This window comes from Gemmatimonadaceae bacterium (assembly GCA_019752115.1).
In the GTDB taxonomy this organism is placed as follows: domain Bacteria; phylum Gemmatimonadota; class Gemmatimonadetes; order Gemmatimonadales; family Gemmatimonadaceae; genus Gemmatimonas.
The window spans coordinates 1-24,116 of the sequence record JAIEMN010000037.1 but is presented as its reverse complement, the minus strand read 5'-3'; the positions used below and the strand labels follow the sequence as shown (position 1 = coordinate 24,116).

17 protein-coding genes are annotated in these 24,116 nt (G+C 68.7%); 6 read left to right on the top strand and 11 right to left on the bottom strand.

The genetic code is table 11. From position 1 onward, the window contains the following. Positions 1-318 precede the first annotated feature (318 nt). Both K2R93_16740 and K2R93_16735 read left to right on the top strand, forming a co-directional pair. A complete protein-coding gene (locus K2R93_16740) occupies positions 319-720 on the top strand; it encodes a GxxExxY protein (GenBank protein ID MBY0491486.1) in 402 nt (133 codons plus the stop codon). A 20-nt stretch (positions 721-740) separates the two neighbouring features. After that, complete coding sequence (locus K2R93_16735; protein ID MBY0491485.1) at positions 741-2,534, top strand: cation:proton antiporter; 1,794 nt, start codon at positions 741-743, stop codon at positions 2,532-2,534. A gap of 12 nt (positions 2,535-2,546) precedes the next feature. Here the strand turns inward: K2R93_16735 and K2R93_16730 are convergent, their stop codons facing one another. Further along, entirely contained in the window at positions 2,547-4,100 is a 1,554-nt protein-coding gene (locus K2R93_16730; protein MBY0491484.1) for an alkaline phosphatase D family protein, read from the bottom strand. A 2-nt stretch (positions 4,101-4,102) separates the two neighbouring features. Next, positions 4,103-4,705, bottom strand: coding sequence for a hypothetical protein (locus K2R93_16725; protein MBY0491483.1), 603 nt, complete (start codon positions 4,703-4,705; stop codon positions 4,103-4,105). A 149-nt stretch (positions 4,706-4,854) separates the two neighbouring features. On the opposite strand from K2R93_16725, the gene K2R93_16720 reads away from it, so the two are divergent. The 3 genes from K2R93_16720 to K2R93_16710 all read left to right on the top strand — a co-directional run bounded on the left by K2R93_16720 (position 4,855) and on the right by K2R93_16710 (position 8,135). Beyond that, positions 4,855-5,313, top strand: coding sequence for an isoprenylcysteine carboxylmethyltransferase family protein (locus K2R93_16720; GenBank protein MBY0491482.1), 459 nt, complete (start codon positions 4,855-4,857; stop codon positions 5,311-5,313). After that, positions 5,304-7,424 carry a right-handed parallel beta-helix repeat-containing protein gene (locus K2R93_16715; GenBank protein MBY0491481.1) on the top strand — a complete coding sequence of 707 codons (2,121 nt, stop codon included), beginning with the start codon at positions 5,304-5,306 and terminating at the stop codon, positions 7,422-7,424. The genes K2R93_16720 and K2R93_16715 overlap by 10 nt, the downstream gene beginning before the upstream one ends. A gap of 219 nt (positions 7,425-7,643) precedes the next feature. Beyond that, positions 7,644-8,135, top strand: coding sequence for a hypothetical protein (locus K2R93_16710; GenBank protein ID MBY0491480.1), 492 nt, complete (start codon positions 7,644-7,646; stop codon positions 8,133-8,135). Positions 8,136-8,139: 4 nt separating this feature from the next. On the opposite strand, the gene K2R93_16705 is transcribed toward K2R93_16710, so the two are convergent. From K2R93_16705 to K2R93_16665, 9 genes are all read right to left on the bottom strand, one after another. Beyond that, the gene (locus K2R93_16705) at positions 8,140-8,547 is read right to left on the bottom strand and encodes a hypothetical protein (protein ID MBY0491479.1); all 408 of its coding nucleotides are present in this window, start codon (positions 8,545-8,547) and stop codon (positions 8,140-8,142) included. A gap of 216 nt (positions 8,548-8,763) precedes the next feature. Next, positions 8,764-12,570, bottom strand: a complete 3,807-nt coding sequence (locus tag K2R93_16700) for a hypothetical protein (protein ID MBY0491478.1) — start codon at positions 12,568-12,570, stop codon at positions 8,764-8,766. Continuing rightward, entirely contained in the window at positions 12,570-14,651 is a 2,082-nt protein-coding gene (locus tag K2R93_16695; GenBank protein MBY0491477.1) for a BatA domain-containing protein, read from the bottom strand. Before K2R93_16695 ends, K2R93_16700 begins: the two co-directional genes overlap by 1 nt. 13 nt (positions 14,652-14,664) lie before the next feature. Then, positions 14,665-15,564, bottom strand: a complete 900-nt coding sequence (locus K2R93_16690; GenBank protein MBY0491476.1) for a DUF58 domain-containing protein — start codon at positions 15,562-15,564, stop codon at positions 14,665-14,667. Positions 15,565-15,572: 8 nt separating this feature from the next. Next, positions 15,573-16,577, bottom strand: a complete 1,005-nt coding sequence (locus tag K2R93_16685; GenBank protein MBY0491475.1) for a MoxR family ATPase — start codon at positions 16,575-16,577, stop codon at positions 15,573-15,575. Positions 16,578-16,628: 51 nt separating this feature from the next. Then, positions 16,629-17,405, bottom strand: coding sequence for a DUF4159 domain-containing protein (locus K2R93_16680; GenBank protein MBY0491474.1), 777 nt, complete (start codon positions 17,403-17,405; stop codon positions 16,629-16,631). Beyond that, the gene (locus K2R93_16675) at positions 17,402-19,705 is read right to left on the bottom strand and encodes a tetratricopeptide repeat protein (GenBank protein MBY0491473.1); all 2,304 of its coding nucleotides are present in this window, start codon (positions 19,703-19,705) and stop codon (positions 17,402-17,404) included. The genes K2R93_16680 and K2R93_16675 overlap by 4 nt, the downstream gene beginning before the upstream one ends. After that, positions 19,702-20,628 carry a hypothetical protein gene (locus K2R93_16670; protein MBY0491472.1) on the bottom strand — a complete coding sequence of 309 codons (927 nt, stop codon included), beginning with the start codon at positions 20,626-20,628 and terminating at the stop codon, positions 19,702-19,704. Before K2R93_16670 ends, K2R93_16675 begins: the two co-directional genes overlap by 4 nt. Before the next feature lie 44 nt (positions 20,629-20,672). Beyond that, positions 20,673-22,976: a hypothetical protein gene (locus tag K2R93_16665; protein MBY0491471.1), complete on the bottom strand. Its 2,304-nt coding sequence runs from the start codon at positions 22,974-22,976 to the stop codon at positions 20,673-20,675. Positions 22,977-23,203: 227 nt separating this feature from the next. Here K2R93_16665 and K2R93_16660 point away from each other — a divergent pair, with 227 nt between their 5' ends. Then, on the top strand, positions 23,204-23,977 hold the full coding sequence (locus tag K2R93_16660; GenBank protein ID MBY0491470.1) for a Spy/CpxP family protein refolding chaperone: 774 nt from the start codon (positions 23,204-23,206) through the stop codon (positions 23,975-23,977). The last annotated feature ends 139 nt before the right edge of the window (positions 23,978-24,116 follow it).

Genomic DNA, 24,116 nt, shown 5'->3' with positions numbered 1-24,116 from the left:
CATTCGGTTGATGGCGGCTGCGTCGAGCGGCCCGGCGCGTTCGATGGCTCGTCGGATCTCGGGATAACAGAAACAGCCGGAAGGATTTCGAGGATCAACGGGATTTATGGGATACAGCATGCGGTATCCGCGAAATCCGTATGATCCTGTTTGATCCCTCATGCTGTTTCAGTTATCCCCCAATCCCCCGGAATCCCAAGATCCGCGCCGGCAACGCGTCCCGTGCATCCGCGGCCGAAACACACTGCTCGCGTAGAAATGATGAGACCGGCTCGTCACGGATCCACTATCATCGTGGCCCGTGCAAGGAGTGAGGTCATGAGCGAGCCAATGCTGTTTGAGGAGGTGACCCACGAGATCATTGGGGCCTTCTACGATGTCTACAACGCGATCCCCTATGAGCAACACGAGTCCGTCTACGCCGCGGCCATGGTCATCGCCCTCGGCGATCGGCACCTCACCGTGCGGCGGGAGGTACCCTATCCCCTCCACTTCCGAGGCGTCCGGATTGGGGAGATTCGCCCCGATCTGATCGTGAACGGGCAGGTCGTTGTGGAACTCAAGGCGGCGGAGCGCATCATCCCGGCCCACGAGAAGCAGTTGTACGGGTACCTGCAGGTCACCCGGCTGTCGGTGGGGCTGCTCCTCAACTTCGGGCCCAAGGCGGACCGGCGCCGGCTGACGTGCACGAAATCCGGAGCCAAGCTGACCGATGGATAGCGGTGTGGTAGCTTAGAAGGATGGAGGCGCACACTCCCCTGCTCATCACGATCGCCGGCGCGTTCGGTGTCGCGTTTGTCTTCGGGTTCCTGGCCACGAAGCTCAAGCTGCCGCCGCTCGTGGGCTACCTGTTGGCCGGGATCGCGCTCGGGCCCCACTCGCCCGGCTTCGTGGCCGATGTGGAGATGGCCAGCCAGCTGGCGGAGGTCGGCGTCATCCTCCTGATGTTCGGTGTCGGGTTGCACTTCTCGCCCGGCGACCTCAAGAAGGTGCGACGGGTGGCGATCCCCGGTGCCGTGGCGCAAATGACGCTCGGTTTTGCGCTGGCGATGTTCACCGCGATGCAGTGGGGGTGGAGCGCGCCCGCGGCCGTCGTCTTTGGCCTCTCGCTATGCGTTGGCTCCACCGTGGTGGTGCTGCGCGTGCTCGAGGATCGCGGCCTGCTCGATTCGTTCGATGGGCACATCGCGGTCGGCTGGCTCGTCGTCGAAGATCTCGTGGTGGTCGTGGCGCTCGTGTTGCTCCCGGCCGTGCTTGGGGCACTCGGTGCCACCGGCGTGGCCGGCAGCGGCGCCGGCGGGCTCGCCCTCGCAAAGGTCGTCACCATCACCATCGTGAAGGTGGCAGCGTTCATTGCGCTCATGGCGCTCGTGGGGCGGCGCGCCGTGCCGTGGCTGTTGACGCATGTCGCGCGCACCGGTTCCCGCGAGCTGTTCACGTTGGCCGTGCTGGCGGTGTCGCTCGGTGTGGCGGTGGGCGCCGCCTCGCTCTTTGGGGTGTCGTTCGCCCTCGGGGCGTTCGTGGCCGGTGTGGTGATCAGCGAGTCGGACCTCAGCTATCGCGCCGGCGCCGACGCGCTCCCCATGCAGGATGCGTTCGCGGTGATCTTCTTCGTGTCGGCCGGCATGCTGATCGATCCGCGCATCCTGCTCGAGCAGCCGCTGCGGGTCGCCACCACCGTCGGTGTGATCCTGCTTGGCAATACTGTTGCGGCCGCGCTCCTGCTCGTGTGGCTGCGCCATCCACTGGGCGCCGCCCTGCGCCTCGGCGCGAGTCTCGGGCAGATCGGCGAGTTCTCATTCATCCTGGCTGGCCTTGGCGTCTCCCTCGGCGTGCTCTCGGAAGACGGGCGCAGCCTGATTCTGGCCGCGGCGATGTGCACCATCGTGTTCAACACGCCGCTGTACGTGCTGCTCGACAAGCTGTCCGACTGGCTCGCGCGCTACCCGCGGTTGCTCGACCGGTTGGAGCGACAGAAGGCACCGCGCATGGCCGCGACCGATATCTGGATGGCGACGCCGGTCAATCACGCGATCCTGATCGGCTACGGTCGCGTGGGGCGCACGATTGGCGAAGCGTTCGAGCGGGTCGGCATTCCCTTCATTGCCATCGATCAGGATCGCCGCGTGGTCGATGCCATGCGCACGCTTGGCGTCACGTCCATCTTTGGCGACGCGACGCGGCCGGGCATTCTCGAGCATGCCAAGCCCGAGTTCGCGAAGCTGCTCGTGATTGCGACGCCGGATCCGTATCACGCGCGGCACATCATCGAGCTCGCGCGGGCGAAGAACCCCGAGATCGACATCATCGTGCGTACGCACGCCGATCTCGAGCAGGAATTCTTCGAGCAGCTTGGGGTGCAGAAGGCGCTCATGGGCGAACGCGAGCTCGCCTTCGGGATGGCGTATCACGCGCTGCGGAGTGTGGGCTGCGAGGACGATCGCGCGGACGACGTGATCGCGGCGCTGCGCGGTGGCGCGCGCATGCCCACCCGCGAATTCAGCTCGATCGTACCGACTGAAGCGCGGATGTAGGCCGGGCGCGGCTCAGCCGAGGAGAATCCCCGGCTTGCCGTGCTCCACGCGCCAGCTGCTCGCCGTGACGATCGGCGCGCCGGGTTTCTCCACGAACGGCACGCTGCGGTAGTCCACGGTCCACGCCCGTTCGTCGATGCGGGCCCGCACATAGCCGCGGCGGTTCTCGAACCACTTGAGGTGCGGGTTCTCCTGCTTCATGCCGTCGAGACGCGCCGTCGGCACATTCGTGCCGTCACCCCCCGACGCGATGCTCGTGCCCACGAACTCGGCGCCGATCACCGGGCGGTCGGGACGCTTGAAGTCCGCGTGGAGTTCATTCACCCAGTTGCTGTGAATGTCGCCGGTGATCACCACCGTGCGATTGGGCGCGCGCTTCGCGATCTCGCCGAGCAGGCGGTCGCGCGCGATCGGATACCCGCTCCACTGATCCATCGACACGCGATACTCGGCGCAAGCGGCCGCGTCGTACGGGGCCATCATCACCTGATTGGCCAGCACCTGCCAGTGGCTCTTCGACGTCCCCAAGCCGTCCACCAGCCACTTCTCCTGCGACGCCCCGAGAAGCCCACGCTTGGGGTCGAGAGCGTCGTCACACAGCGGCGCCGTCGCGCCGCCGCAGGCCTGTGCGTCGCGGTACTGTCGCGTGTCGAGCATCCAGAAGCGCGCCAGCGCACCCCAGTTGACCGTGCGGGTGATTGTCAGGTCCGCCCACGATTGGGCGCGTGGGACGCGCACCGGCTGATGCTCCCACCACGCCTGATACGCCGCCGCGCGGCGGGTGCGCATCTGTTCCACCGATTCCATGCCGTTCTCGCCCGTGAGGCCGGCATAGTTGTTGTCCACTTCGTGGTCGTCCCAGATCACGAGCCACGGGCAGCGCACATGCGCGGCCTGCAGCATGGGATCCGTCTTGTACTGCGCATACCGGCGGCGATAGTCGTCAAGCGTGCGGATCTCGAGCCCCTGATGCTTGCGGACCGCGGTCGAGGGACTCGCGTACTCGTAGATGTAGTCGCCCAGGTGCACCGCGAGATCGAGCTGCGACTCATTCGCCAGGTGATCGAACGCCGTGAACAGTCCCTGGTCGTAGCGCTGGCAGCTCATGAAGGCGAGCGCGAGCGGCGTCATCGCACCATCGGCGGGTGCCGTGCGGAAGCGCCCCACGGCGCTCTGGGCCGCGTTCGCGCCGGCGCCGGTGGTGAACCGGTAGAAGTACCAGCGATCGGGCTGCAGCCCCGTCACGTCCACGTGGACGCTATAGCTCAGCTCCGGCGCCGCCGTCGCGCGCCCCTTCTGCACCACCTTCGTGAAGGCGTCGTCGTCGGCCACTTCCCACGTCACGACGACACGCGTGCCCTCCATGCCGCCGTCCGGTTCGAACGGGCGTGGGGCGAGACGTGTCCACAGCACCCCGCCGGTGGGCGTCGGATCCCCCGACGCGACGCCCACCGTGAATGGATTGTCGGCAAACCGCGGCCGCCCCGTGACGCGCCAGACATTGGGCACCACGGCGCACAGGGCGGCGTAGCGCGTGAGGTCGGAAAGAAAAAGGCGACGGTCCATGGTCACTGCTTCTTGGCGGTGCGTAGACCGAGGCCGATCGTCGTGAAGCCCACGCCGCGGCCGCGCTGGCTGCCGAGGAAGCTGCGCGAGAGGAACAGCGTTGGCATGCGGCTTCCCTGGCGCGGTCGGGCGTAATCGACGCGCACCTGCGTGCCGAAGCGCGCGCCGTCCTTCTCCACCGTGTAGAGCGCGGGGCCGGCCGTCACGCGGAGGAGGGACTCGCGGATGTCCCACGCCATGCCGGTGAGCAAGGTGACGCGTTCGGTGAATCGACGATCCTGGCACTCGTTCGACGGCGGGACGATGAGGCAGCCGTTGTTGCCGACACTGATTGCCGTCCCGCGAAGCCCCACGATCACCGCCTTTTTGCGCAGCTTCATCAACGGCGCCGTGACGACCCCGGAGAGCGTCACGTTGGGCCCCTCGGCGTACGCCGTGGTACCGGTGACCTGTCCCAGCTCCACATCGCCGGCGAGGAGCCCGGTATACGTGTAGAAGCCCATGCCGACGCCGGGGCGTCGTTGGGCGGCCGCGGTCGACGTGAAGACGGCGAGGAGAGCGGCCGCACCAAGCAGCCGGGGCAGGGCAGGGAAAGTCAGGCGCACGGAAGGTCTCGGATGCGGGCGGGCTCGACGAATACCGGAAAGCTACCGAAAAGACCGGCGCGTCGCCCTTGGCCAAGCGGCGGCGCGCGGTGCAATCTCTGGCGATGAGACACGCCGACGCGCCGTCGCCCCTAGATCGGGGGCCTGCCGTGCCCTTTCCCCCGCCGCTGATCTTCGTGGCGGGCGTGGGGTTGGCGCTGCTGGTCGAGCGATGGGCACCACGGCTGGGGCTGCCCGGTCTGTCGCTGCCGGCGTTGCGCGGAGTCGGCCTGATTGGCGGGGCGCTGATCACGATGGGGGCCGCGCTCGACCTGACGGGCATCCTGACATTCGCCCGTCGCCGCACGGCGATCTACCCCAACAAGCCCGCCACGCTCGTGGTGGCGCAGGGCGTCTACCGCCTCTCCCGGAATCCGATGTACCACGGCATGGCGCTGGTCACCGCCGGCATCGCGCTGCTGATCGGCAGCGGGTGGACGCTCGTCCTGCTCCCGTTCATGCTGCTGGCGATGCAGCGGTTCGTCATCGCGCGCGAGGAGCGACATCTGCAGGCCCGCCACCCCGAGACGTACGCGGCATACTGTGCGCAGGTGCGCCGATGGATCTGACGCGATGGCTGGGCCTGGGCGGGCTCCTGCTCGGCGCGGCAGTCCCCGCGTTCGCGCAATCGCTGCCCATGGTGCGTCCCACGCCGGGGCTCGTCATCACGCGCTCGGTGCGCATCGCGCCGGGCACGTATCGGTGGCGGGCGAGCGCCAACCCGGACTCCGCGCTGCTCATCATTCGTGGGTCGGGCATCACGGTGGACCTGCGCGGCGTCACGCTGATCGGCACTCCTCCGGCGAGTGCGCCCGACGCGGCGCAGGGCACGGCGTTGTTCATCGATGGAGGCGAACGCATCACCGTGCGCGGCCTGACGGCGCGCGGGTATCGGTTCGGTATCCATGCGCGCGGTGTGCGCACGCTGCACCTGGATGACAACACTCTGAGCTACAGCTGGAAGCCCCGCCTCTTCAGTGTGGTGGAGCACGAGAGCCTCAACGACTGGCTCTCGTACCACAAGAACGAGAGCGGCGAGTGGAAGCGGTTCGGGGCCGGGCTGTACCTCGATCATGTGGTCGGTGGCGCACTGCGGCGCAATACCGTGCGGCAGAGCATGAACGGCCTGTTGCTCACGCACAGTGATTCGCTCTCCATTCGCGACAACGATTTTTCATTTAACTCCGGTCTCGGGATTGGGATGTACCGGAGCAGCTGGCACGTCATTGTGCACAATCGTGCCGACTTCAATGTGCGTGGGTCCAGTACCGGGTTCTATCAGCGCGGCCAGGACTCGGCGGCGTTGCTCATGTTCGAGCAGTGCCAACACAACGTCGTCGCCTACAACAGCATGACCCACAGCGGCGACGGGCTCTTTCTCTGGGCCGGTCAGCAGACGATGGACTCGGGGCAGGGCGGCTCCAACGACAACCTGTTCCTGATGAATGACTTCTCCTTCGCGCCGACCAATGGCATGGAGGCCACGTTCAGTCGCAATCAGTTCATCGGCAATCGCGTGGCCGGGAGCACGCATGGGCTGTGGGGCGGCTACAGCTTCAGCTCGCGCGTGGTGGGCAACTGCTTTGCGCACAACCGTATCGCCATCGCCATCGAACACGGGCAGGACAACCTCATCGGCGGCAATCGCTTCCTCGGCGACACGCTGGGGATTCGTCTCTGGGCGGATTCCATCGAGCCGAGCGACTGGGGGTATCCAAAGCATCGTGATACGCGGAGTCGCGACTGGCGTGTGGTGGAGAATCGCTTCGCCCGTGTCCCGGAACGGTGGCGGATCGCCAACACGTCGGCGCTCGACACGAGCCGGAACGTCGTGGCGGATACGAGCGAGGCGTGCGATCCGGCGCGCAACGTCCCTACGACCGCGTGGTGGCGGGTCGCGCGGATCGACAGCGAGCCGCGGCGGTGGCCCGAGGTCCCGCTCGCCGAGAAGCCGCGCGACGCGATCGTGGTGGATGAGTGGGGCCCGTACGACTGGCGCGACCCCAAGCTGTGGCCCCTCGACAGCACGCGCGCCTCGACGCTGCGGTTGCGCACGCTCGGCCCGCCGGGCCGGTGGCGCGTGACGGCGCAGCGCGGCGTCGCGAGGCTCTCTCAGCGTCACGGACGCGTGGGGGATACGCTGGCCGTCACGCCGCACCCCGATAGCGCCGGCGATTGGCGCGTCGAACTCATGACCGCATCCGGCGTGCGGTTTTCGTACGAGCGCTTCGAGCCGCGCCAGGTGTGGACGCAGCGGATCTTTGCCTATGGCGACAGCGCGGATCCGTTCACGCATGCCGACGCCTTCGCCGCGTTGCTGACGCGCCCGCCGGTGGCGGTGCGCACCGCGCCGCGCCTCGACTGGTTCTGGTCACGGCCACGCGACCGGGAGATCCCCGCGGCGAAGATGGCCATGGAGGCCACGGCTACGGTCACGCTGGCGCCCGGGCGGTACACGCTACGGACGCTGAGCGATGACGCCGTGCGCGTGTGGGTCGATGATCAGCTGGTGATCGATCACTTCACGCCGCACGAGACCGCGCCGGCGTATGCGACCCTCGCCGGCGGGCGCCACACCGTGCGCGTGCTGTATGTGCAGGTCGGCGGCTGGGTGGAGCTCCGGCTCGACTGGTTGCGCGGCGTGGTCCAGCCGTCGATGGGGAGCGCCGGGCCGCATTAGCGCGCGATCGGTGATTGGCGACCTGATACGAAACGTGAGAGGCGACGCGCCGATCGGACAGCGGTGACGCGTCGATGGGCGGCGGGAGGTGCGCCCTAAGTCGTTGAGACGGAGCGGCTTGAGTATGCCCTGCGGGCGGTGGCGGGCTTGGCACTGCGATTGCCAACCCGGAGTGGCGTTCACGCGCGAACGCACGTTCCCCTTCGCCAGGACTCTCCCATGCGTCGTTCCTTCACGGTTGTGCTCGTGCTGTCCACGCTCGCCCTCGGCGCCTGCACCTCGTCGCCGGTCACCGATCTCGTGGCACCCGCGTTCAAGACGGATCCGGTGCCCGTCGGTGTCGCCAATCTCAATGGCAGCTTCACGTCGAACCGCACGCGCTATCCGTGGTCGGACGGCGTCACCCCGGGCGGGTGGATGGACCGGTGGTACGTCATGACGTTGCAGCAGACCAATGCCACCGTGAAGGGCAACGCGCAGGGATACGCGCAGTACTACTACGCGGATGGCACGGTGCGGACGGGTGCGCTGAGCACCGGTGGCGGCCTGAAGATCGCCGGCACCGTGGATGGGACGACCAGCGTCACCACGTCGTGGGATGGCACGGGTGAATCGAAGACGCCCGCGGTCTATACGTTCATGATCTCCGCGGATGCGCGGACGCTGACGAACCAGAACAGCGCGAGCACGCTGGCCACGTTCTCGCGCTAGCGCGTCACTCCGGGACGGACGCGGCGCTCGGTGCCGGTTCCGGGAGGCGCATCAACGGCGTGCCATCGGGCTGCGCCGTGAAAATCCACGTCGAGGCCGTTCGCACGCAGTAGTACATGCGGACCTGCACGCGCCGCGGCGGATGCATGCACGAGTACGTGAACAGGAACGTGTCGTCGAGCGCCCGCTCGTCGATGGCTTCCAGGAAGCGCCCGTAGAACTCGGGGGCGTTGGCGCTGGGATAGACGTCGAGAAAGTAGTTCTGCCCGATCGGGCGGGACGTGCAGCCGGCATTGTCCGCTTCCGCTGTATTGAAAGAGCGGACGGTGCCCATGGCGTCGAGCTGCACGATGCCATAGGGAAGGGCATCCAGTTCCTCGGCCGTGAACCGGTCGAGAAAGGGTGCCACCATTCGGGTAGTTGTGACGAGAGGCATTGCTGTGGCCGTGTACTTCCAAGCGGCCGCCACCTGCATCGGGGGCCACATCGCTCTGCCCAAAAGCCTCGGCGCTGCTGGTCCCACACTTGAGTCGTGATTCTGGCCAGATGATATCAGAACCGTTACGACACCGGCCCACTCCCTCACAGTGAGGCGAGTGGGCCGGGGCGTGAATGGGCGCGGCGCCGCTCAGGGCTTCTTGCGCGCGAGCTGCCGGTAGTACTCCTCCACCATCGCGCGATACTCGGCTGGCACCGCCGCCCGCGCGCCCGCGGCCGGCCGCCCTTCGCCGCCCAGCCCGGACGCCCGCAGCATGGTGAACTCGAAATCCTTGAGCCGCTCGAGGACCTGCGACTCCAGCTGTGCGAGCGCCTTCGGATCGGTGAACACACGCCCGCTCTCGAACTGCCGCATCGCCTCGATCGCCCGATCCAGGTCACCGGTGTCGAGCCCCTCGCGCGCCGCCTCCTGCCGCAGCTGCTCGGCATTCTCGCGGCGCATCCGCATCTCGCGGCCGAACTGCGCGGCATTGGATGGATCCAGGCGACCCCCCGGGGTCCCCGGCGCCATCTCACCGAAGTTCGGGGTGCCATCGCGCGGCACCCCGCCCATCCGCGGCGCCCCACCCATGTTGCCCCCCATCGGCGCGCCATTCCCACCGCGCTGACCGCCCGGCTGCCCCTGCTGCCCCTGCTGCCCCTGCTGCCCCTGCTGCCCCTGCTGCCCCCGCTGTCCCTGCTGTCCCTGCTGCCCCTGCTGCCCCTGCTGCCCCTGCTGTCCCTGCTGTCCCTGCTGCCCCTGCTGCCCCTGCTGCCCCTGCTGCCCCTGCTGCCCCTGCTGCCCCTGCTGCCCCTGCTGCCCCTGCTGTCCCTGCTGTCCCGCGCGCGGTTGTCCCTGTTGTCCCGCCCCTCGTGGTTGTCCGGCCTCAGGCCCCCCCTGCTGTCCCGCCTGTCCCGCCTGTCCCGCCTGCCCCTGCGCCGCCGCCACCCGCTCCCGCAACTGCTGCATCCCCTCCACCAGATCTCGCGTGCGCTCGGCGGTGCGCTCCGCGCGGCGATTCGCCGGCTCGCTTTCGAGTGAGCCACTCGCCGACCGCAACCGCTCCGACACATCGCGCAAGTTCTCGCTGATCTGCCCTTCGAACGCGCGCGCATACTCTTCCGAGCCGCCACGGGCGACCTGCTTCGAGAACTCGATCTTGTCGGGGAGCCGCGCGTCGCGAATCGCATCGGCCGCCTCGGCAATCTTGCCCGCCGCCTTCGGCTGCTCACGACGCGCGTCGCGTGACAAGCGGTCGGCATCCGACTCGAGCTTGCGCACATCCCGCGTCAGATCGGTCTTCTGCTGCTCCAGCTGGCGGAGCTGCTCATTGCGCTGCGACCCGGTTGCGCCCTGCGCCCGTTGCACGCCCTCGGCGATCTCCTTCTGGCGCGCCTCCAGATCGCGGGCCCGGTCGGCGAGCTGCTGCACGCCGCGCGAGGTCTCCTGCGTGCGCTGCCCCTCGAGGCTGCGCGTCGCGCGGTTCAGCTCCTCGAGTGCCGCGCCCGCCTGCGACTGCGAGCCACTGGCCGCGCGCCGCATGTTGTCCGCCGCCTGCTGCAGTCGCTGCGCCGCCGTCGCCAGCTCCGGATTGTTCTGCTCGCGGGAGAGTCGCTCCAGTCGACGGGCTTCCTCCTCGGCCTGGCGCGCCAATTCGCGCTGCTGCCCGCTGGTGCTGTTGTTCTGCGCATTCTGGCTGCCCTGTGCGCCCTGCTGGCCCTGGCGACCACCCGCCGCTCCACCGGCCCCGCCGCCACCGCCCGCCTGCTGCCCGCCATCCTGCGCGAGGCGCTGACGCATGGCGTCGGCCATGCGCTGCATGCGCTCGTTCTCCTGCTGCTGCCGCTGCGCCAACTGCCGGAGCCGCTGCAGCGATTCATCGACCTCCTGCTGCGCGCCGCCGCCACCGCTCTGCTGTTGCTGGACGGTCTCGTACTGATTGCGCTGCTTGTCGGTCTGGAGCTCGAAGAGATCGGCCAGATCTTCGGCGCGCTGCTGACCGCCGCCGCCACCACCCCCGCCGCCCCCCATCTGGACCTGCACATCGCGGTACATCGCCTCCGCGCGCTGCAGGCGCTGGAGTGCACGCTGCTCGGGCGGCAACGCATCGCTGCCGCGCACGCGCCCGAGCTGCTCTTCGGCGCCCTGCAACTCCTTCACCGCCTGCGCCAGTTCGTCGCGGATCTTGGCGAACATCGTGTCCTGCTGCGCCACACCGCGTTCGGTGAGCCGCTGGACCAGCTGCGCGACGTCGGCCTTGAGCTTCCCCTCGGCGATCGCCAGCGTGGTCATGTCTTCGCGGCGCTTCTTGTCGGTCGCCGCGGCGCTGTCGCGCTGCCAGTTGAAGGTGCCGGCCACCACCTCCTTCTGGCGCGCCGTGAAGCCGTCCGGTGAATCCTGCTGCTGGCCGCCGCCGCCACCGCCCTGCTGCTGGCGCGTGTCCGACTGCTTGTAGTTCTTGCCGAACGGACGCACCTCGAGGAAGTAGACATCACTCGTGCCGGTGTGTCCGCCGCCGTCCTTGGCATCGGCGTAATACGCCACGAGATCGCCGGGCTGCAGCCCCAGCTCCTCGAGGAACAGCGTGTACGCGCCGCGCGCATCACGCGGGCGCTTCGAGGTGCTGTCGGTGATCACCACCGACTTCTCTTCGCCGCCGTTCGCGCGATAGTGCAGCATCATGCGCGTTACCCCGAGGTCATCGCTCGCCCGAATGGCGATGGTGACTTCGTCGGTGTTCGACACCTTCTCGTCGCGTCCGGGTTCCTCAATGCGCACCAGCGGTGCCCGGTCGGGGATCGCGTCGACCACGTACTCCACCTGACCGGCCACGGTCGTCCCGTCGAGCGTCACGAGATCGACGTGGTAGAAGCCACTCGTGTTCACGCGGAACGACCCCACCACGGTGCTGTCGCTTTCGCGCGTCATCTTGACCACGGTACCATTGTCAAAGCGCAGCGCGCCCGACTGCACCTCGCGCGTGACGCGCGCGCGCACCTGCACCGTGGTGCCCACCACCGCGGCCACATCACCGCCGTCGTCGATGGTTTCGCTGGGGAGGCCACTGTACGCCGGGAACCGCAGCACCAGCGACACATGCGAGACCGCGGGCAGGTCGGTGACGGTCAGTCGATACACCGGCGAGCGCACATCTGCGGCTTCCACGTAGTACTCGGTGGGTTGCACGATATCGAACAGCCGCGAGCGGAAGCGCGTGCTGTCGGCATCGGGCGCCATCGGGAGCCGCTGCCACTCGCCGGCGCTGTCGGCGCGGAAGACGAGTTCGGCGCCATCCGCCGCGAAGCCCACGAGCCCCGCGTGCACTTCAATCGCCCCGCCCCGCGGCACCTTCGCATTGCCCGGCTCGATGGCCAGCGCGCGCACTGGCGTGGCCGCCTGTGCCGTCCCGTACGGCACGAAAAGCAGACGCGCCCCATCGCGCACCCAGGCCGGCCCGAACACGAGCGCGACGACCGCGACGCCGGCGACGGCGGCGAACGCCTGCACGGCGCGCTGCATGCGCGAGCGTTCCAGGCGCGCCCCCTTGGGGAGCGGCGCAATGGCGGCGGCGGCGCGCGCCATGACCCGGTCCGACAGCGACGGCGACGGGCGCTCGCGCATCGGCACGTGGGCCTCCTGCACCGCGGCCAGCAGGGCCTGCCGCAGCTCCGGTGCACGCTCCTCCACATAGAGCGCGAATCGCTCATCGCTGCTGCGTCGCAGGAGGGGGACCACCAGACCGCGCACGATGGCTCCCAGGATCAGCAGATAGCCGACCCCCCGCGCCATCATGGGGGCGCGCGTATCGCCAGGCAGCAGCGCCAGAATCGCCAGCGTGGCGCCCACGGCGAGCACGACCGCCACCGCAATCCAGACGAGCGATTCAAGGGCAAGGCGCAGGCGCCACTGACGGCGCAGCTGGGCCAACGTCGTAAGCAACAGCCGATCGGGACTCATCAGCGCTCCTCCGCGCGAGCGGTGGCAGACGGACCAGCAGACGCATTCGCGACCGGTCGGCGCGCCACACCGCGCCGCCCCGTCGTAGCGAGAATCGTTTCGAGCAGCAGCACGACCGCGGCCACGATCAGCAGCAGCCGCCACGGATTCTGACGGCGTTCGAGCTCTTCCGGCGTTTCCGGCGCGCCCGTGGCTTTGGCACTGTCCACCACAGTCGCCGTGCGCACGCCAAGCAACAGCTCGGTGGTGTCGATCGGCGTGAGTTCGGATTCGTTGGCGGCCACGTTCACCGCCAGCATCGCCGCCGGCTCGCCAGTCACCCGTTCGCGATAGGCGGTGTACAGCCCACCATCGCTCAGCGCGACGGCATTGCCGGTGGAATCGGCCTGCGGGCGCACGAGCTGCCCGGTGGGCGTTTGCACGACGGCCTCCGGAATGGTCGTCGGAACAATCCACGACTCGCCGGTCAGGTGCCAGAGCGGCGTCGCATCGCGTCCCGAGACATGCAGCATCAGTTGCCGCAGGAAGGGCAGAAACGTGGGCTGCAGCGGGAAGTCACCGCCCGCGTTGTCGAGCGGTACGGTGATCGTTACCGCGCGTCCATTGCCCACGCGCTGCTCCAGCAGCGCCGGGGCGCCATCGTCGAACCGCGCGAGCACCTCGGCGCTCGGCTTGGCGTCGAGACGCGCGTAGCGCCACACCCGCACGGCGCGCAGCGCCTCGGGTACATCCCGGAAGGGCGCGAACAGCGGATGATCGAGGCGCAGTTCGCGCAGCGCGCCGCCGCGATCACTCACGCGATCGGCGAGGCCACCTGCCTTCACCGGCAGGTACGCGGGCAGGTCGCCGCGGCGGGCGGCCAGCCGCGGGCCAGCGACCACGACCACGCCGCCACCTTTCGCCAGCCACGCCTCGAGCGCGGCGCTCGGTGCGGGCGCGACATCCCAGAACATCACCACACCCGTGCGCGCGAGCGCGTCGCTGCTCGCCGGGGCATTCGACGCGCGTTCCACCACCACCGCCGGCGCCTGACCGATAGCCAGCGCCCGCTCGGCGAACATCGTCTCACCGCCCTCGGGCGCCACCAGCGCCACGCGCAGCGCGTCGTCACGCGGCACCACGGCGACCATGGAATCGTCGGCCGCCAACGCGTCGGCCGGCAGCGCCACGCGAACACTCACCGCGCCGTCGGGTGCCGGCACCGGAGCGAAGGTCACCACCGACTCGCCGGTCGTGGAGAGCGTGGCGCGCTGCGACCCCGCCTCGCGGCCATTCACCACGAGTGACGCGTCTACCGTGCGGGGGGCCGTGAGGCCGTGGCTCTGCACCCGCGCCTTCACCGCCAGCATCGAACGGTCGCCTTGCTGCACACGCTTGGCTTCCACGGTGCGCACCGCGCTGTTGACCCAGGTGGGCGCGCCGACGGCGACGCCTCGCACCGAAACGCCCGCAGGCAGTTCGACCCCCGCGATCCCCTGCGCCGACGCCCGCTGCAGATCGGAGATGACCACGATCTCGGCGGCTGCAAAGGGCGCATCCAGCAGCAGCTGCCGTGCCACCCGCAGTGCTGGGGCGAGGCGCGTGCCGCGACGCACGGGCGCCAGGCGCGCGAGGGCGCCCTGCGCCGCCGCCTTGTCGGTCGTCAGCCGCTGCAGCACGTCCGCGGCATCGTCGTAGGCCACCACCGCGACCCGATCGCCGGCATCAAGTCGCTGAATCACCGCCTGTGCCGAATCGAGTGCCCGCGGGAAGACACCGTCGTAGCCCATGCTGAGCGAGCGATCCACGAGCACGACCACGGCCCGCGTGCGCGTGTCGCCGGTGATGGTGTTCCGCGAGGTGAGCACCGGACGCGCAAAGGCCAGCACGAGCAGGGTGAGCAGCAGCGCCCGCAGCAACAGCAGCGGCCAGTCGCTGATCCGCTGCCGGCGCTCGGTACGAATCGGGAGCTTCTCGAGGAACATCAGACTCGGGAAACGCACTGGTCGGTCGCGATCCTTGTGCCGAAGGTGCAGCAGTACCGGCACCAGCAGCGCGCCGAGCCCGGCGAGCAACGCGGGAACGAGGAAGCCGAGACCCATTATTGGCCTCCCATCAGCGCACCCGGCTGCGCGACAGGCGCGCGTCGAGGTAGGCGTGCAGCGCCCGATCGAGCGGCTCATTCGTAAACAGGCGCACGTAATCGGCGCCCGCCGCGACCAGTCGGCTTTGCAGCGTGGTCAGGTGCTCCTCGACGAGCGCCTGATACTTCTTGCGCAGGTCCCCGGGCTTGAGCGGCAGCAGGTGGCCCGTCTCGGCGTCTTCGTACGTGGTGTCTTCGTCGCCGGGCAGGTCGCGCTCCGCGGGATCGACCAGCTGAAAGACGATCACGTCGTGTCCCTGCATGCGCAGCGAGTCCACGGCGCGCCCGATCAGCTCGGGGCGCTCGTAGCAGTCGGTCACGAGCACCAGAATGCCCGCCCGCGCATTGAGCAGGCCGATCTTCTCGATGCTGGTGATGAGTTGGCTCGTGCCCCCGGGCGTCGTGGTGGCCAGCGCATGCAGCATGCGCTGCAGATGCCGCACGCTGGGCGGGATGACCTCCTGCAGATCCTGCGTGAACGTGGCGAGCCCCACGCGGTCCCCCTGACTCTGTGAGAGCCAGGCGAGCGACGCCGTCAGCATGCGGCCATAGGCGAACTTGGTCACCGCGCCGCTGCCGAAATCCATGGAGCCCGACGTGTCCAGCGCGAAGAGGACACTCGCATTGGTGTCGGCGTCGTACTCCTTGATGTAGAATCGATCGGTGCGGCCGTACACGCGCCAGTCGATGCGCCGCAGGTCATCACCCGGCTGATACGAGCGATGCTCGGCAAAGTCGAGCGACGAACCTTTGCGCAACGACCGATGCTGCCCATGCATGAAGCCATCCACGACCGTGCGCGCCAGGAGCGCGAGGTCGGAGAGCTTGGCCAGCAGGGCCGGATCGAGGAAGGCAGCGGGGGCGACGGCCACGAATGGACTCAGAGCGAGGAACGGGGCACGGCCACGGAGTCGAGCAGCTTGGCGACCAGCGCATCAGTGGTCACCTTCTCCGACTGCGCCTGGAAGTTCACGAGTACACGATGCCGCAGCACCGGCCGCGCGAGCGCCTTGACATCGTCGAAGCTGGCGCTGGCGCGCCCCTGCAGGAGCGCCCGCGCCTTCGCGCCCAGCACGAGCGCCTGCGCCGCGCGCACTGAGGCGCCGTAGCTCACCCACTGCTTCACATAGTCCGGCGAACCGGGGCCCGGGCGCGACGCGCGTACCAGCGCCACGGCGTAGCGCACGACCGCATCGGCGATCGGGAGGCGACGCACCACGCGCTGATAGGCGAGAATCTCCTCCTTGCTCACCGCCGGCTGCACGGCTTCGGGCGGCAGCGCGGTGGTCGCCTTCACCACCGCGACTTCATCCTCCTCGGGGAGATAGTCCAGCATCACCTCGAGCATGAAGCGGTCGAGCTGCGCTTCGGGGAGAGGGTAGGTGCCCTCCAGCTCGATGGGGTTCTGCGTGGCGAACACGAAGAACGGTTTGTCCAGTTCGTACGTGCGCCCTTGCACCGTCACGCGGCGTTCCTGCATGGCTTCGAGCAGGGCGGCCTGCGTCTTGGGCGGCGTGCGGTTGATCTCGTCCGCGAGCAGCACGTTGGCGAATACCGGGCCGGGCATGAAGGCGAGCCGTCGCTGACCGGTGGCCGGATCATCCTGAATCACGTCGGTGCCGGTCACATCGCTCGGCATGAGATCGGGCGTGAACTGGATGCGCGAGAACTTGAGATCGAGGGCCCGCGCGAGCGTCGAGATCAGGAGCGTCTTGGCGAGGCCCGGCACACCCACCAGCAGACAGTTGCCGCCGGCAAAGAGCGCAATGAGCGCCTGTTCGACAACCAGATCCTGGCCCACGATCACCTTGCGGAGTTCGCTGGCAATGCGCTGGCCGGCGCCCTGCAGGCGATCGGCCAGGGCGGCGTCGTCGAGTCGGTCCAGATCAACGGCAGGTGCAGTCACGCGGAGCCTCGGCGGAGGGGGAAAGGGTGCTCAACGGCGGGTGAGCGCGTAGATGACGTAATTCACGCCGATCTTGTACGCGTCGTTCGACAGGTCGATCGGAAACATCCCCGTGTCCGAGAACTCCCAGTACTCGGAGATGTCGTTGTTGTAGTCGGCGATTGCCAGCAGCCGCTTGCTGGGATCGTTGTCTTCAAACCATCCGTACCACGATGACGCACCGCCGTAATACGGATGCTGGTAATTCAGCGACTTGATGCGATAGAACGCATCGAAGATCGGATGGTCCACCGTCATCAGCACCGGGCGCAACGATGGGAACACCTTGGACATCTGCGCCGTGAGGTTGAGCCAGTCCCGCGGCGTGAAGTCGTCGTAGATGATGAAGCCGCCCTTGAGCAGGTAGTTCCGGAGGCCGAGCACTTCGGCATCACTCGGGCGCCAGAAACCGGGCTCGGCCATCAGCGCGATGGGGAACTTGCCCAGCTGCGGATCATCGAGCGTGAGGATATTGCTCTCCAACGTGCGGGTGCGCGTCGTGGAGAGCTCGCTGATGATCTTCATGAAGTGCCGTTCGCCGCGCGGATAGTCGTGCGTCCAGGGCGGCGCGCCACGGAAGCCGAAGCCGCCGTTGTCGCCCATGTCGTACCGAATGCGCACCCACGTCAGCCGGCCATCATACGGCACGTTCGGCTCGATGGTGATGCCACGCCCGCGCCCACCGCCTCGCTGCGCCACCGCCGGCGTGGCGGTCAACATCGTCAGCGCGCTCGTCACCAGCAGGCGCAACCACCACGCGCGCGTCATTCGTGGCCTCCCTTGCGCAGCTCCAGCAGCAGGGCCTGGGCCCTTTCGAAGCTTGGTGCTTCCTCCAACACCTGCAGGAGCTCCCGACGGGCCGCGGCGGTATCGCCCGCGGCCGCGAGGGCGCGGGCCAGCTCGTAGCGCGCGTCCAGCAGGTCGGTGGGGCGGGCCGCAATGACCGCCCGCCGCTCCCGCACCGCCTTGGCCTTGTCTCCGGTGGCACTGGCGAGCGTCGCGGTGCGCACATGCAGCGCGATGTCGTAGGGCCACATCCAGTTGAGCCGCTCCAGCGCCGCGATCGCACCGGCCCGGTCACCGCGCGCCTCGCGCAGGTTGGCTTCAAGGAGATTCGCGTCCCACGCCGTCTCATCGCGACCTGTCACCACGGCGACGAACTGCAGTGCCATGGTCGTGTCGCGTCGCGCCAGGGCCAGGCGCGCCAGGTACCACGACGGACCATCATCCCCGGCGTACTCCGGCATGAGGGTGCGCGCTTCTTCGAGCAGCTTGCGCGCCGAGTCAGGCGCGGCATCCATCACGGCGACGGCGGCTCGCATGACGCGCATGAAGCGACCGCCGGTGCTGTCCTTGGCGGTGAGCCCCTGCGCGCTCGCCAGATCGGCCGCATACCGCTGGCGGATCCACGCGTCGAACTGCGCGTCCACCTGCGCCGGCGTCAGCCCCAGTACTTTCTGAAACGCGCCCGGCGTATCGAGGCCGTCGCGATAGGCCACGAGCATGGCCGGCATCGCCTTGGGCCCCTTGGTGCGCTCGACCCACTCGCAGAACATCGATGCCTGGAAGTAGCTGTTCTGCGTTTCGTCGGCCGTTCGTGGGCGCAGGAACCCGTCGTTGAGTTCGCTGATCCGCCGCACCTTGCCTTCGTTCATGGCCACCAGCCAGCCAAGGGAGGCACGCGCCCCCCAGCCGGTGTTCGCGCGGCGCTCCTCCAGTACCGAGAGCCCCTCGGAAATCCAGCGCGGCACGCGATGCGCCGATGCGCCCAGCGTGAACGCATGGGTGAGCTCGTGCCAGCTCGTGCTCCCCCAGTTGAACGTGCCGCGATCGCGCGCGCTCGGCGCATCGAGCGCCAGAAAGCTGCCGAAGCTCACGCCCAGCGCACCCAGTCCGGTCAGCCCCAGCGTGCGCACCGAGAAGTCGGCGTGCTGCCGGAAGAACTCGAGTCGCACGGGGGTGGGGGGCGCGAACCCGTAGCGTAGCTGCAGGGAATCGTATGCCTGCTCAAGCAGCGGCATGAGATAGAGCGCCAGCAGCGGCGCCTCCTCGGGCGGTGCCACCAGCTCGAAGCGTCCCTGCCGGATGGTCTGGAACCCCTGCATTTTGTCGAGCAGATCCAGCGAGTTCTTGTGCCAGAGGTTGAAGGCGTCGAGCGCAAAGGCGCGGTCGAGGGCCGCACGCCCCTCGGCGAGTTGCCCGGTGCGCAGCTGATTGGTGCCGAGCACACCAAGCGCCCGCACATTGAGCGAGTCGTAGCGCACCGCCTGCTGCGCCAGCTTCACCGCTTCGGCATAGCGACGCTGCCGCACGGCGGCGTCGGCCAATTCCGTAAAGAACGCCGTCGGCTGTGGCTGCACGGCGGCGCTCGCCCGCAGCGCGCGGCGATAGGTCGCGGAGTCGCCCGATACGAACGCCGTGGCACCCAGCATGGCCCACCCATCCAGGCTGAGCGAGTCCGCCTCGGCGGCCTTGAGGGCGTACCCCCGCGCCGAGTCGAACGCTTCCGCTTCCAGAAACAGGCGCGCGGTGAACGCGAGGGCCGCGGCGTGGTTGGGGCGTGCCGCGAGACTCTTGCGCGCCGTCGCCATGGCGGTGGGCTTGCCCTCGAACTCCTCCACGCGGGCCAGCCCCAGCAGCGCGTCCGGATCGTTCGGCGCGCGCCTGAGCACCAGCTCGTAGCTCGCCCGCGCATCGGGGGCGTTGTACTTGTCGAGGAACAGATCGCCGGCGCGTCGCTGCGCCTCGAGATTGCTCGAGTCGAGCGCGGTGGCGCGGTCGAAGGCCCGCAACGCCGAGCGCACGGCATTCGCGTCGCCGGTGCCGAGCAGCACGTATGCGCGTCCCGCAGACACCGCCTCGCGGGTGTTCACGGTGGCGCTCCCTTCATAGGCGCTGGCGATGCGTCGCGCCTGTTGGGTCGCCATGGCGCGATCACCCCGCAGCATCGCCCGCTCGGCGGCGGCGATGTCGGCGGCAAAGCGATCCGGACCGGCCGCGCGCGGCTCCTGCGCACAGGCGAGCGCTGGCGCCGCCACCAGCAGCAGGGTGGAGAGTCGCCGCATCATGCGCCACCGCCGGCGGCCTTGATCGCCGCCGTTTTCTCGGCGATGGCGAGCAGCAGTCGCTCGAGCTCTGCTTCGTACGCCGCCGCGTCCATCGTGGCCTTCTTCGCGCGCAGCGCCGCGACCTGCGACTCCAATGCCTGCCGTTCCGCGATGAGTGCCGCGACCTTCGGATTGTCGACCGTCGCGCTACGGCCAAAGGTGATGCGGCCGGCCACAAGCGAGTCGCTCAGGACGGCATGCTCGGTGAGCATCCGGTTGGTCTTCTCGTAGCTCTTCGCGACTTCGGCGCGCGCATAGCGGAACGCTTCGAGCACCGAGAGGCGTCCGTCCTTGTCGGCATCGGCATCGTCACTCTTGAGCGCATCGGCGAAGTACCGCAGGAACTCGCTCTCATTCTTCTCGAGCGCCGTCCGCGTGGCGGTCATCACGACCCGGCCCTGACCGGCGAGGACCGGGACGAAGTCGCCGCTGCCAGGCGCCGTGTTGACGAACACCACCTGCTGCGGCGCGAACGGCGCCAGCCACGCGGCGTACTCGGCTGCGGTGGCGTCGGGGCCGGGGAGATTCACCTTGGACTGCGGCCCCTCGCCGCTGCCTTGCCCCATCAGGATCACGAGCAGCACATCGCCGGGCTTCACCACCTTCGAGAAGCGCACGAAGGCCGCGCCAATGTTCTCCTTGGTGGAGCGGCCGTCGTAACGGGCCGACTTCACCGAGTCTTCGCCCAGCACGACGAGGCTCGAGTCGCCCACCCGCCACCGCGCCTTCGCCGCGCCGCGTACCGCGTCCACCGCCGCATCAAAGCGCGTGCGAAACTCCGGCGCGCCCGACAAACCGGCCACGACGAGCACATGCGTCCGCTGCGCCCACGCACTCGCCGGCGCAACCAGCATGGCCGCGAGCGCCAGCACCAGCTGGTACACCCACTTCCCCCTCCCCCCTCCCCCCTGCCTCCTGACATGCGATCTCATGCCAACCCTCTCCACCGCCGGTATCCCCACTCCGCCCCCAGCAACAGGAGCAGCGCGAGCAGCACCGCCGGCATATCCCACAGGTCCTTCGCCTCACGCACGGTCACGCCGGCGTTGGTGTAGATCGCATCGTCGGCCAGCTTGCCGGCCTCGGCCAACGGGTAGTAACGGCCGCCCGTTTCGTCGGCGATGCGCTTGAGCAGGGCCGGGCGAAGCTCCGCCTGCGCGACATCGGCGCCGCGCTCATCCACCAGCAAGGACGTCTGCGCCGTCTGCACCGAATCCTTGCCGCGCTGCGCGACGGCTTCGATGGTGAAGCGCCCGGTGTCCGTAGGGGTGAATCGCGCCGAATAGCTGCCGTCATCGCGCAGTGCCCATTCCAGCGGCACGGTGGTGGTCTGCCCGGTCGGGGCCGTGATCGTCGCCGTCACCGTCGCATCGTTGACATCCACATAGAGCGGCGTGCTCACGTGGGCGCGAATCGTGATCGGTTCACCGGGGGCGACGCGCGACGGATTCGCGGTCAGTTCAAACGGCACCGGCACGTCATCCACCAGCCAGCGCGAGAGCTGACGCCACAAGGTCTGATGCGTGACGTCCTCCACGGGGATGGAGGTATCCATGCGCCAGAGCCACGAGTCCTGTACGCCGAACACGGCGCTCATGCCGCGCCCATAGCGTTGCCACGCGAGGATGGGCACATCGCTGCGCCCGTTCTCCACGGTGCCGGCGAGCAGCATGGTCGCACCCGCGCGCAGGGCGCCCAGATTGTTGACGGTGGTCAGCGGGGGCAGCGAATCCCACCGCTTCGCCGACGCCGCGAGCGTTTCGCGCAGCTGCAACGCCGGATGCGATTCGCCGGTGCGCGTGGGGCGCACCTTGACCGGCGTGGCGGGGCCATCTTCGTTCACCTTGCCAGCGGAGATCGTCAGCGGGAGGACATCAGCGAGCGGCGTCCCGGCATATCCGCCTTCCGACAAGGCGGCGCGACCGCCCAGGGCGAGCAGCCCGCCGCCTCGCACACTCACGAACTCCGCGAGCATGCGCAGCTGATCGGTGGTGAAGAAGCCCGCTTCGATGCTGCCGAGGATCAGTCCGCGGTACTGAAAGAGCTCGTCGCGTGTGGTCGGAAAGCCCCCGAGCAGTTCGAGACTGTCACGCACGCCAAGGCGCAGGTATTTCTTTTCGGCGCTGCGCATCAGCCCCACCACCTGCACGGCGCTGTCGCTTGCCATGGCGCGGCGCAGAAACGGAAACTCGGGGCGCGGCTCGCCCTCGACATAGAGGATGCGATCGGGCCCCGCGCGGACGTCGAGGCTCGTCTGCCATTCGTTGTTCTCGGTGTCGAGCTCGTTGGCCAGCGGGCGCGCACGCACAGCCAGCCGATGCACGCCGGGGTCCAGTGGCGGAACGCGCAGTCGCACCGTCACGAGATCGCCCTTGGCGGCGGGCTTCACCGATTCGGTGGCCACCACCTTGCCATCCGCCTCAACCGTGACTGGCACGTCGGCCGAGCCGGCGCCACGAATGCGCACGTCGGCTTCGACCACGGTGCTCGCGCCACGGAGTGTTTGTCGCGGCGCCTGCACGCGCTCGACGGCCACATCGCGCGCAAAGCGCTCGCTGCCAACGCCAACGGTATAGACGGGGACGCGCCGCGCGCGCAGAGCGAGCAGTGCGTCGTCGAGGTTGCTGCCGCCATTGTCGGCGCCGTCGGAGACCAGCACCACGCCGGCGAGCGGCAGGCCATTCAGATCTTCGCGAACGCTTGCGAGCGCCTGCGCGAGATCGGAGCGCGTCCCGCCGCCGGCGAGTTCGCCCACGTTTGAAACGGGCGCACCATCGGCGGCAAAGCGAAACCGTCGCACTGCGAAGCGGGCACTGAGCGCCTTGATCAGCGACGTGGTATCGGTGAACGCCCGCTGCATGGCCGCGAGGCGCGTCGTGTCGGCCGCACCACCGGCGGCATCACGGATGCGCATGCTGCGGGAGTCATCGAACAGCACGGCCAACACGTTGCGCTGCGGCACCGCGGCCGCGATCACCAACCCCGGACGCAGCAGGCACGCAAGGACGAGGGCGGCGATCCCAACGCGCAGCAGCGCCAACACGGCGCGATCCACCACGCGTACCGTGCGCAACCGCGCATGCTGCACCAGCACGATCACGGCGATCACCGCCGCCGCCGCGCCCAACAGCGTGAGTGGGACGACTGGGGCTACGACCAGATCGCCGCGAGCAAACGCCCGCGGCGGGTACTTGAAGAGCCAGGTCGTAACGAGGTCGAACCAGGAGCCCACGAAGTCTCGGCGGGAACGGGACGAAGGGACGACGGCGAACTACACGAGCGGACCGTATGCACATCCCCCGTTCAGGGGGACGTATCGTGGACGCGTTCAGGGTGCCAAGTGTTGGGGTGCGCGATTCCGATACCCCCAGTCTTAACGTCCGGTTCTGGTTGTCGTCCAATGCGGCGAGTGGGCGCCTTGGTGGCGACCGCTGACACCCATACGGAGGAACATCCCTCATGCGCAGCCTACCTACGACACTCGTTCTTGCCGCGGCCGTTGGATTGTCGGCCGCGACGGTCGCTCACGCCCAGCGCCCCGGTGCCCCGCGCCGACCGGCGCCTGCACCGAACGCGCAGGCCGCGCAGCCGGCTCCCGGCCCGGATGGCGCTCCCGGCATGGGCCCGGGTGGTCCCCGTGGTGATCGCTTCGGCGGCGGTCCTGGCGGGCTCGGCGGTTCGCCGGCGGGTCGTATCCTTGGCCTCCGTCAGCAGCTCGAACTCACCGACGACCAGGTGAAGAAGCTCGAGGCGCTCCAGAGCGCCCCCCGTCCCAAGTCGGCACAATCGGATCGTCTGCGGGCGCAGGCTGATCTCATGGATGCCATGCAGGGCGACGGCAATCTCACCGCGGCGCGTACCGCGCTCGAGAAGATGAACAAGCTCCGCACCGACGAAGCGATCGGTCGCCTGAAGGCGATGCAGGAGGTCCGTGCGGTCCTGACGCCGGCGCAGAAGACCAAGCTCGACAACTTCCGTCAGGCTCGCGGTGAGCGCGGCATGGGCCGCGGTCGCGGCCCCGGTGGCCGCCAGGGCATGGGTCGCGGCATGCGCCAGGGGCAGGGCTTCGGCCCCGGCCGTCGCGGCGCGATGGGCCCGCCGGGCCAGATGGGTGGCCCGCAGGGCTTCCGGCAGGGCCCGCCAATGGGCCCGGGGATGATGGGCCCGAACGGACCGATGGGGCCGCGAGGGCGGCGCGGTGGTGAGGTGCTGCCGGATAGCTCGGGGCGCTAATCACTGGGTACTGAGGGCGGAGGAACCCCTCAGTAGCTGTGTTGAAAGTCAAGCGGTGGTGAGGGACGGGGCAGCCCAGCGCTGCCCCGTTTTCATCATGGCGTTGAGCGTGACCAGGAGACTGCGCATACAGGCCGTC